At 71.2% G+C, this 8956-nt stretch carries 9 protein-coding genes; 3 read left to right on the top strand and 6 right to left on the bottom strand.

What is annotated here, in order from left to right; all coding sequences use genetic code 11:
- Window positions 1-20 precede the first annotated feature (20 nt).
- From SACSA_RS0113325 to SACSA_RS0113305, 6 genes are all read right to left on the bottom strand, one after another.
- Window positions 21-1301: a sulfate adenylyltransferase subunit 1 gene (locus SACSA_RS0113325; RefSeq protein ID WP_019816420.1), complete on the bottom strand. Its 1281-nt coding sequence runs from the start codon at window positions 1299-1301 to the stop codon at window positions 21-23.
- Window positions 1301-2221 (bottom strand): sulfate adenylyltransferase subunit CysD, encoded by a 921-nt coding sequence (gene cysD, locus SACSA_RS0113320; RefSeq protein ID WP_019816419.1) that lies wholly within the window; start codon window positions 2219-2221, stop codon window positions 1301-1303. The genes SACSA_RS0113325 and cysD overlap by 1 nt, the downstream gene beginning before the upstream one ends.
- A 42-nt stretch (window positions 2222-2263) precedes the next feature.
- The gene (locus tag SACSA_RS0113315) at window positions 2264-2968 is read right to left on the bottom strand and encodes a phosphoadenylyl-sulfate reductase (protein ID WP_019816418.1); all 705 of its coding nucleotides are present in this window, start codon (window positions 2966-2968) and stop codon (window positions 2264-2266) included.
- Window positions 2965-3126, bottom strand: coding sequence for an Insertion element protein (locus SACSA_RS26840; RefSeq protein WP_083940247.1), 162 nt, complete (start codon window positions 3124-3126; stop codon window positions 2965-2967). Before SACSA_RS26840 ends, SACSA_RS0113315 begins: the two co-directional genes overlap by 4 nt.
- The gene (locus SACSA_RS0113310; protein WP_019816417.1) at window positions 3123-4805 is read right to left on the bottom strand and encodes a nitrite/sulfite reductase; all 1683 of its coding nucleotides are present in this window, start codon (window positions 4803-4805) and stop codon (window positions 3123-3125) included. The genes SACSA_RS26840 and SACSA_RS0113310 overlap by 4 nt, the downstream gene beginning before the upstream one ends.
- A gap of 285 nt (window positions 4806-5090) precedes the next feature.
- A complete protein-coding gene (locus tag SACSA_RS0113305) occupies window positions 5091-5918 on the bottom strand; it encodes a hypothetical protein (RefSeq protein ID WP_028661846.1) in 828 nt (275 codons plus the stop codon).
- A 79-nt stretch (window positions 5919-5997) separates the two neighbouring features.
- Here SACSA_RS0113305 and SACSA_RS0113300 point away from each other — a divergent pair, with 79 nt between their 5' ends.
- Genes SACSA_RS0113300 through SACSA_RS0113290 form a run of 3 tightly spaced genes read left to right on the top strand, consistent with a single transcriptional unit; the run spans window position 5998 to window position 8920 of the window.
- Window positions 5998-7725, top strand: a complete 1728-nt coding sequence (locus tag SACSA_RS0113300) for a carbon starvation CstA family protein (protein ID WP_019816415.1) — start codon at window positions 5998-6000, stop codon at window positions 7723-7725.
- 2 nt (window positions 7726-7727) lie between these two features.
- On the top strand, window positions 7728-7994 hold the full coding sequence (locus SACSA_RS0113295; RefSeq protein ID WP_232212950.1) for a cory-CC-star protein: 267 nt from the start codon (window positions 7728-7730) through the stop codon (window positions 7992-7994).
- Window positions 7985-8920: an ArsA family ATPase gene (locus SACSA_RS0113290; RefSeq protein WP_019816413.1), complete on the top strand. Its 936-nt coding sequence runs from the start codon at window positions 7985-7987 to the stop codon at window positions 8918-8920. The genes SACSA_RS0113295 and SACSA_RS0113290 overlap by 10 nt, the downstream gene beginning before the upstream one ends.
- Window positions 8921-8956: the final 36 nt, after the last annotated feature.

The raw sequence follows: 8956 nt of genomic DNA, 5'->3' as shown, positions 1-8956 counted from the left end.
GTCCGGCCGCGGAGGCGTGCTCAGGCACGGGCACCGAGCACGCCGAAGCGCTCGCCGACGAGACCGGCGGCGAGGGTGTCGCCGCCCGCGGGGTCGATCACCAGGAACGCGCCCGTGCGCGGGCTGTCGGCGTAGTCGTCCACCGGCAGCGGCTCGGCCAGCCGCAGGCCGACACTGCCGATCTCGTTGAGTTCCAGCGCCTCCGGCGCCGCGACGGTGGACAGGGTCTGCTCGTCGAACCGGGAACCCAGCTCGGTGACCAGTGCCTGCACCGTGCGGGTCCCGTGCTTGACGAGGACCTTGGTGCCCGGCCGCAGCGGTGTGGTGGACAGCCAGCACAGCGTCGCCGTGCACTCGTCGGTCACGCTCGGCCGGTGCGCGGCCGAGGCCACCAGGTCACCGCGCGCGACGTCGAGGTCGTCGGAGAGCAGCACCGTCACCGACGCGCCCGCTCCGGCCTCGGCCACGGGGCCGTCCGGGGTGTCCACCCGCTCCACGGTGGTGGTCAGCCCCTGCGGCAGCACGGCGACCTCGTCGCCGGGGCGCACGGTGCCCGCCGCGATCTGGCCCGCGTAGCCGCGGTAGTCGGGGTGTTCGGCGGTGCGGGGCCGGATGACGTACTGCACGGGCAAGCGGAACGCGGCCTCGTGCGGGTCGGGCGCCACGGGCACCGTCTCCAGGTGCTCCAGCAGTGTGGGCCCCTGGTACCACGGGGTGTGCTCCGAGCGCGTGGCGACGTTGTCGCCGTGCAGCGCCGAGACCGGCACGGCCAGCACCGACCCCTCGGCGTAGCCGAGGGAGGCGGCGTGCGCGGCGAATTCCTTGGCGATCACGGTGAACGCGGCCTCGTCGTAGCCGATGAGATCCACCTTGTTCACCGCGAGCACGAGCTGCGGCACACCCAGCAGGGCCAGCACCGCCGCGTGCCGCTTGGTCTGCTCCACCACGCCGTTGCGCGCGTCGACGAGCAGCACGGCGAGCCGCGCGGTCGAGGCGCCGGTGACCGTGTTGCGGGTGTACTGCACGTGTCCCGGGGTGTCGGCGAGCACGAAGCTGCGCCGGGGCGTGGCGAAGTAGCGGTAGGCCACGTCGATGGTGATGCCCTGCTCCCGCTCGGAGCGGAGCCCGTCCACGAGCAGGGACAGATCCGGCGTGGAGAGGCCCTTGTCGACGCTGGCGCGCTGGACGGCGTCGAGCTGGTCGGCCAGTACGGACTTGGTGTCGTAGAGCAGGCGGCCGACCAGGGTGGACTTGCCGTCGTCCACGCTGCCCGCGGTGGCCAGTCGCAACAGGCTCGACATCAGAAGTACCCCTCCCGCTTGCGGTCCTCCATGGCGGCTTCGGAGAGCCGGTCGTCGGCACGGGTCGCGCCGCGCTCGGTGAGCCTGCTGGCCATCACCTCGGCGATGACCTCCTCCACCGTGGTGGCCTCGGACTCGACGGCGCCGGTGCAGGACCCGTCGCCGACGGTGCGGTAGCGCACCATCAGTTCGTGGACCTCCTCACCGTCGCGGGGCCCGCCCCACGGGCCTTCGGTGAGCCACATGCCGTCCCGGGCGAACACGGACCGCTTGTGCGCGTAGTAGATCGACGGCAGTTCGACCCGTTCGCGCGCGATGTAGTTCCACACGTCCGCCTCGGTCCAGTTCGACAGCGGGAAGACGCGCACGTGCTCGCCGGGGCGGTGCCTGCCGTTGTAGAGGTTCCACAGTTCGGGGCGCTGCCTGCGCGGCTCCCACTGGCCGAAGGCGTTGCGCAGGCTGAAGATGCGCTCCTTGGCGCGGGCGCGCTCCTCGTCCCGCCTGCCTCCGCCGAACACGGCGTCGAACCTGTTGTCCGAGATGGCGTCGAGCAAGGGCTGGGTCTGGAGCGGGTTGCGGGTCCCGTCGGGGCGTTCGGTGAGCCTGCCGTCGTCGAGGTAGTCCTGCACGCGCGCCACGATCAGCCGCAGGCCGTAGGTGTCCACCACGTGGTCGCGGAACCGGATGACCTCGTCGAAGTTGTGCCCGGTGTCCACGTGCAGCAGCGGGAACGGCACCGGCGCGGGGTGGAACGCCTTGATCGCCAGGTGCAGCAGCAGCGTGGAGTCCTTGCCCCCGGAGAAGAGGATGACGGGGCGGTCGAACTCGCCCGCGACCTCCCGGAAGATGTGCACCGCTTCCGACTCAAGCGCGGCCAGGTTGTCCCTGGCCGCGTCGGTCGCGGTTTGCGCAGTGGTCATGACGTCCCTTCCTCGACGCGCGTCGGTGTTCGGCTCGTGCTTTCAGGCGTGCAGGCCGCACTCGGTCTTCGACGTGCCCGCCCAGCGCCCGCTGCGCGGATCGTCTCCCGGCGCGACCTTCGCGGTGCACGGGGCGCACCCGATGGAGAGATACCCCTCGGCCACGAGCGGATTGCGGATGATCCCGCCCTGCTCGATGTAGTCGTCGAACTCCTCGTCGGTCCACGCGGCGATGGGATTGACCTTGACCAGCCCGTTGCGGTCGTCCCACGTCACGATCGGCGTGTTCGCCCTGGTGGGGGCATCGGCCCTGCGGACGCCGGTGACCCAGCACGAGTAGTCGGCCAGTGTCCTGCGCAGCGGCAACACCTTACGCAGCTCGCAGCACCGGTTCGGGTCGCGGTCGTGCAGGCGGGGGCCGTACTCGGCGTCCTGCTCGGACACGGTCTGCTCGGGGTAGGCGTTGACGATGCGGATTCGCGGGTAGGTCGTGGCCACGGCGTCGCGGGTGCCGATGGTCTCGGCGAAGTGGTAGCCGGTTTCGAGGAACAGCACGTCGACGTCCGGTTTGACCCGGGTCGCCAGGTCGATCAGCACCGCGTCCTGCATGTTGGACGCCACGATCAGGTCGTCGCCGAACTGCTCCACGGCCCAGCGCAGCGCCTGTTCCGCGGTCGCGTCGGCGAGCCGCTCGCCCGCCTCGTCCGCGAGCGCCTTGAGCCGTTCCGGCGTCGCTGCCGACGTCATCGCGTCACCTCCGGTATCCGCAAACCGATGAACCTCACCGAGAAGACCCTCCGGCACGACGAGCACAGCCAGGCCGATTCCGGCTCCGGACGAAGATCCTCGTCGCCACAGTACGGACAGTGAAAGGGTGTGGCGCGGCTGGGCGCTGCTTCACTCATTTGAGGTCGGCCTCCTCGGCGCGCGCGACCCACTGTGCGAACCGCTCGCCGGGTTCACGTTGGGCGTGGTAGTTGCGTACGACTCGTTCGACATACTCCGTCAGCTCGCCCGCGGTGACCTTGTGCCCCCGCAGTTTACGGCCGAACCCGGCGTCGAGGCCCAGGCCACCGCCGAGGTGCACCTGGAAGCCCTCGACCTGGTTGCCCTCGGCGTCGGTGACGATCTGGCCCTTCAGCCCGATGTCGGCGACCTGGATGCGGGCGCAGGAGTTCGGGCACCCGTTCAGATGGACGCTGACCGGGTGCTCCAGACCGTCCTGGATGTCGGCGAGCCGCTTGTCCAGGTCGGCGACGAGGTCGGCGGCGCGTTGCTTGGTCTCGACGATGGCGAGTTTGCAGAACTCGATCCCGGTGCAGGCCATCACGGACCGTCGCCACGGCGACGGATCACTGTGCAGGCCCGCCTCGGCGAGTTCGGCGCGCAGTCCGTCGACCTCGGTCTCCGGCACGTCCAGCACGATCAGTTTCTGCTGCGGGGTCAGCCGCACCCGGCCCGACCCCGCGCGTTCCGCCGCCTTGGCCGCCGCGAGCAGCAACGAGCCCGAGGTCCGGCCCGCCACCGGAGCCGCGCCGACGTAGACGTTGCCGTCGGTCTGGCGGTGCACGCCCACGTGGTCCAGCGGGTGGCCGGGAACCTCGGGAGCGGGGCCGTCGGTCAGCCTCCGGTGCAGGTACTCGGTCTCGAGAACCTCGCGGAAGCGCTCCGCGCCCCAGTCCTTGACCAGGAACTTGATCCGCGCCCGGGACCGCAGCCTGCGGTAGCCGTAGTCGCGGAACACGCTCACCACCCCGGCCCAGACCTCGGGCACCTCGTCGCGGGGCACCCACGCGCCCAGCCGTACGCCGAGCATCGGGTTGGTGGACAAACCGCCCCCGACCCACAGATCGAAACCGGGTCCGTGCTCGGGGTGCTCGACGCCGACGAAGGCGACGTCGTGGATCTCGTGGGCCACGTCCTGCTGGCCGGAGATCGCGGTCTTGAACTTGCGCGGCAGATTGGCGAACTCGGGCGCGCCGATGTAGCGGCGGCGGATCTCGTCGATCGCCGGTGTGCCGTCGATCACCTCGTCGGTGGCGATGCCGGCGACCGGGGAACCGAGGATCACGCGCGGGCTGTCACCGCAGGCCTCCATGGTGGTCAGCCCCGCCTCCTCGAGCCTGCGCCAGAGGGTGGGCACGTCCTCGATCCGGATCCAGTGGTACTGGATGTTCTGCCGGTCGGTGATGTCGGCGGTGTCCCGCGCGTAGGTCTGGGACAGCTCGCCCAGCAGCGCGAGCTGGTCGGTGGTCAGCGCGCCGCCGTCGACACGCACGCGCAGCATGAAGTAGCGGTCGTCGAGTTCCTCGGGTTCGAGCGTGGCGGTGCGCCCGCCGTCGATGCCGGGCCTGCGCTGGGTGTAGAGACCGAACCAGCGGAACCGTCCGCGCAGGTCACCCGGGTCGATCGAGTCGAAGCCGCCGGGGGCGTAGATGTTCTCGATCCGGGCTCGCACGTTGAGCGGCGGGTCGTCCTTCTTGGAACGCTCGTTCGGGTTCAGCGGCTCGCGGTAACCCAGCGCCCACTGTCCCTCCCCGCGAGGCCGTCGGGGCCGGGTGGAGCTGCCTGCGTTCGGGGCCATCGATGTCCTCCGGGTCCTGTCGTGGAGTGTCGAGACGCCGCGCACGTGCCGCGATCGCGGGGGCCCGCCGCACCCGGGGTGGGGCTCGCCGTACGCCGGCGCCGTGTCCGCGGAAAAAAGGCAGACGACGCGAGAAAGATCAGCGCCGGCAGAGGCTGCTGGAGACGCGCAGGAAGTCGACGTGGCGCCGCACCACGAGGGACACACCTGCTGAAGTCACGTCGGCGAGAGTCGCAGGTCGCGCGGGCGCCGGTCCAGCCCGCCCGCATGGTGGGACGGGGACGCTCACCCCCGGCGTTCGGCCGCTACGATGCCGCGCCTGCACCGCGCGGCCATGCTCCGTTGCCCGCGGATCCGCCGCACCAGCCGCAGCGGGGCGAGGTCGGTGTCCTGGCGCCCGTGCCGCCGGGTGACCTCCAACGCCCGGTCCGCCACGGTACCGACGGCCGACCACGTCTCCCAGCGCTCCAGGTCGGGCACGGAGTAGTCGTAGCCGAACACCATGCCCGCTCCCGTGCGGTCCGGCAACCCACCGCCGGAGACCGCGCGCAGCGGCACGGGATCTCCGGTCTCCGCGTCGTCGAGCGGGCCGACGTGCGCCGTGTCCACGCGCGGCTGCCCTCCGCCCGCGCTGACCAGCAGGGCGTGCAGGGCGTGCCGGGCCGGGTCGGTGCGCGCGGGCAGCCGCGCGGTGTGGCCACCCCGGGTGAGCCGGACGATGATCCGGGGCAGCCACCACCAGTTCTCCCGGCACAGCAGCGGACTGTCGGCCAGCACCCGCGACGGCGGATACTTCAGCAGCTCCTGGCCGAGCAGTTCGACGGTGAAGTGGTCGCCGTCCAGGTCGTCGACCACCTCGACCGCGCCGGTGCGGGCCAGGCCGTTTCCGTCGGCGGGCAGCGACCGGGAGTCGGTGACCGCGAACGCCACCGTGTCCGCCGCGCGCAGGCTCTCCGCCTCGTCCGCGCGCGCGTACGGCAGCGCGACGCAGGGCACGCCCCGGTCGAGCAGGGGAGTGGCGGTCAACGCGGTGGGCGTGCCGTCGGCGCCCAGCCAGCACACCTCCGCGGTGATGGCCCGGCGCCACAACGCAGCGAATTCGCCCCTTGTCAAGCCTTACCCCTTCCCGGTCCGCCTGTTACCGTGCCTGCTCGACATCGTCGGTCGAGATCGTCTCCGAGGAGTGAGCGGCATGCCTGCCATCGTCGTCGCAGCCGTCGTGGGTGCGCTGTTCTACCTCGGATACCGCTACTACTCGGGTTATCTCGCCAGCAAGGTCTACGCCCTCGACCCCACCTTCGTCACCCCCGCGCACAGCATGCGCGACGGGGTCGACTTCGTGCCGACGAACAAGCACGTGCTGTTCGGGCACCACTTCACGTCCGTGGCGGGCGCCGCGCCGATCGTCGGCCCCGCCATCGCCGTGTTCTGGGGCTGGGGCCCCGCGCTGGCCTGGGTGGTGCTCGGGACGATCTTCGCGGCGGGCGTGCACGACTTCGGCGCGCTGGCCGTATCGGTGCGGCACCGCGCGAAGAGCATCGGCACGCTGGCGAAGGAAGTGATCAACAAGCGGGCGCGCACGCTGTTCCTGCTGATCATCTTCTTCCTGCTGACGCTGGTCAACGCCGTGTTCGCGGTGGTCATCGCGAACCTGTTCGTGGCCTACCCCGAAGCGGTGCTTCCGATCCTGTTGCAGATCCCGCTCGCCATCGCGATCGGGCAGTACGTCTACCGCACGCGCAGTGCCGCCCTGCTGCCCTCCATCGTGGGCGTGATCCTGCTCTACGCCTCCATCCTGCTCGGGCAGGCGCTGCCGATCTCGCTCGAGGGCGTCGCCGCGGCGGACGGCCTGTTGAGCGAGCGCAACATCTGGGTCATCCTGCTGTTCTGCTACACCTTCATCGCCTCGCGCATCCCGGTGTGGGTGCTGCTCCAGCCGCGCGACTACATCAACTCGCACCAGTTGCTCATCGCGCTCGGCGTGATCGGGCTCGGTGTCGTCGTCGGGATGGACACCATCGTCGCCCCGGCGATCAACGACACCCCGGACGACTCGCCCAGTTGGTTCCCGCTGCTGTTCATCACCATCGCCTGTGGCGCGATCTCCGGCTTCCACAGCCTCGTCGCCTCCGGCACGACGTCGAAGCAACTCGACAAGGAGACCGACGCCCGGCACGTCGGGTACCTCGGAGCCGTCGGCGAGGGTTCGCTGGCGCTCGGCTCGATTTTGGCGTGCACCGCCGGTCTCTTCGCCACCACCGCCGAGTGGGACGCCGCCTACGCCGACTTCGGGTCCGCATCCGGGTCGGCGACGACGAACTTCGTCGAGGGCGTGGCCGGGTTCGCCAACAACCTCGGCGTGCCGACCGCCATCGGCGTCATCTTCGCCTCGATCGTCGTGATCAGCTTCTCCGCGACCACGATGGACACCGGTGTCCGGTTGCAGCGCTACATCGTCCAGGAGATCGCCGAGATCGCGGGAGCACGCCGGATCTCGCGCAACATCCTGCTGGCCACCGCCATCGCGGTGCTCGTTCCGCTGGTGATGGCACTGCTGCCCGGCGGTGGGGAGGACGGGTACACCTTCGGCGTGCTCTGGCAGCTGTTCGGTACCACCAACCAGCTCACGGCGGGCCTGGCGCTGGCCGTGATCGCGGTGTGGGTGACCAAGAACCGCCGCAACCCCGTCGCGGTGCTCGTTCCGCTGGTGTTCCTGCTGATCATGACCGTGTGGGCGCTGGTGATCAACCTCGGCGAGTTCATCGACGAGGGCCAGTGGGTGCTCGCCCCGCTCGACGCGATCATCTTCGTCCTCGCGGTCTGGCTCATCGTGGAAGCCGCGATCGCGCTGCGGAAGACGTGGACGGCGCGGGACGAGGTGCCCGCGGAACCCCAGCCGGAGCCGGAACCGGAGCGGTGACGGTGCGCGGGCGTCTAGCCTCGGCCTGGCGCAAACTGGAAGCCGGGCATGACGCGCTGTTCACCGCCCGGTGGCGGCAGGGCCTGCGCGGGCAGGCCCGCCGCGAGCAGGACACGCTGCGGGCGCTCGTGCTGCTCGACTCGCTCGGTGTGGACAACCCGGTGGCCTACGAGACGCTGGACGTGATCCCGTACCTGGTGGCCGACGTGCACGAGTGGCACCGCCGGATGGGCCGGGAGAGCTTCGGTGATCCCGGGGTGTGCTGTTGATCCGGTTCTTCGGTGGCAAGGGCGGCGTCGGCAAGACGACGCTGGCGGCGGCGTTCGCGCTGGCCTCCGCGGACCGGGGCGCGCGCACGCTCGTGGTGTCCACCGACCCGGCGCATTCGCTGGGGGACGTGCTCGGCACCGGGCTCTCCGACGAACCGGTGCCGGTGGCGCCGCGGCTGTGGGCGGCTGAGATCAGCGGCGAGGATCAGGCGCGGCGCAGGGTGGCCGAGGTGGCCGAGGACGCGCGGCACGCGGTGCCCCGCGAGGTACTGCCCGCCGTGGAACGGCACCTCGCGCGCGCCGCCGACAGCCCCGGCACGGTGGAGTCGGCGTTGCTGGACCGGCTCACCGAGCTGGTGGGACAGGTCGGGACCGAGTGGGACGGCCTCGTGGTGGACAGCGCCCCGACCGGGCACATGCTCCGGCTGCTGACGCTGCCCGCGCTGCTCACCCCGTGGATCGAGGGTTTGGCGCGGCAGCGCGAGAAGGTGCGGGGGCTGGACCGGATGGTGGCGGGCATGGTGGGTGAGGCCGCCGACGACGAACCGGACCCCCTCCTGCGGCGGCTGCACTCCCGCCGCGAGCGTCTCGAGCGGATGCGGGACCGGTTGTTGAGCCGGTCGCGGGTGCACCTGGTCGTGGTGCCGGAGCGGCTGCCGCTCGCCGAGACGGTGCGCGCGGCGGACACGCTCACCGGAAGCGGACTGCGCCTCGGCGCGGTGCTGGTAAATCGGGTGGTGCCCGGTGACGCGACCGGGCTGCTCGGCCGGCACCTCGCGGGGCAGTCCGAGGTGCTGGCGCTGTTGGACGAGCGGTTCGCGGATTCGGGCGTGCTCCGCGTGCCTCTGCTGGCGCGCACCCCGCAGGGCACCGGTGAACTCGCCGCGGTGGCCGATCTGCTCGCGCCGCTGGTGCCGGAGTCGTAACGGCCCGTACCCGGTCGCGCGCCGCGCGGCGCCGGG

This window comes from Saccharomonospora saliphila YIM 90502 (assembly GCF_000383795.1).
Taxonomy (GTDB): domain Bacteria; phylum Actinomycetota; class Actinomycetes; order Mycobacteriales; family Pseudonocardiaceae; genus Saccharomonospora; species Saccharomonospora saliphila.
This window is presented reverse-complemented; position numbering and strand designations above follow the sequence as displayed.

Coding starts and splice junctions, on each gene's coding strand:
- SACSA_RS26840 (WP_083940247.1), bottom strand. CDS start 3,126: ATGAGTGAAGCAGCGCCCAGCCGCGCCACACCCTTTCACTGTCCGTAC.
- SACSA_RS0113300 (WP_019816415.1), top strand. CDS start 5,998: ATGCCTGCCATCGTCGTCGCAGCCGTCGTGGGTGCGCTGTTCTACCTC.
- SACSA_RS0113325 (WP_019816420.1), bottom strand. CDS start 1,301: ATGTCGAGCCTGTTGCGACTGGCCACCGCGGGCAGCGTGGACGACGGC.
- SACSA_RS0113315 (WP_019816418.1), bottom strand. CDS start 2,968: ATGACGTCGGCAGCGACGCCGGAACGGCTCAAGGCGCTCGCGGACGAG.
- SACSA_RS0113310 (WP_019816417.1), bottom strand. CDS start 4,805: ATGGCCCCGAACGCAGGCAGCTCCACCCGGCCCCGACGGCCTCGCGGG.
- cysD (WP_019816419.1), bottom strand. CDS start 2,221: ATGACCACTGCGCAAACCGCGACCGACGCGGCCAGGGACAACCTGGCC.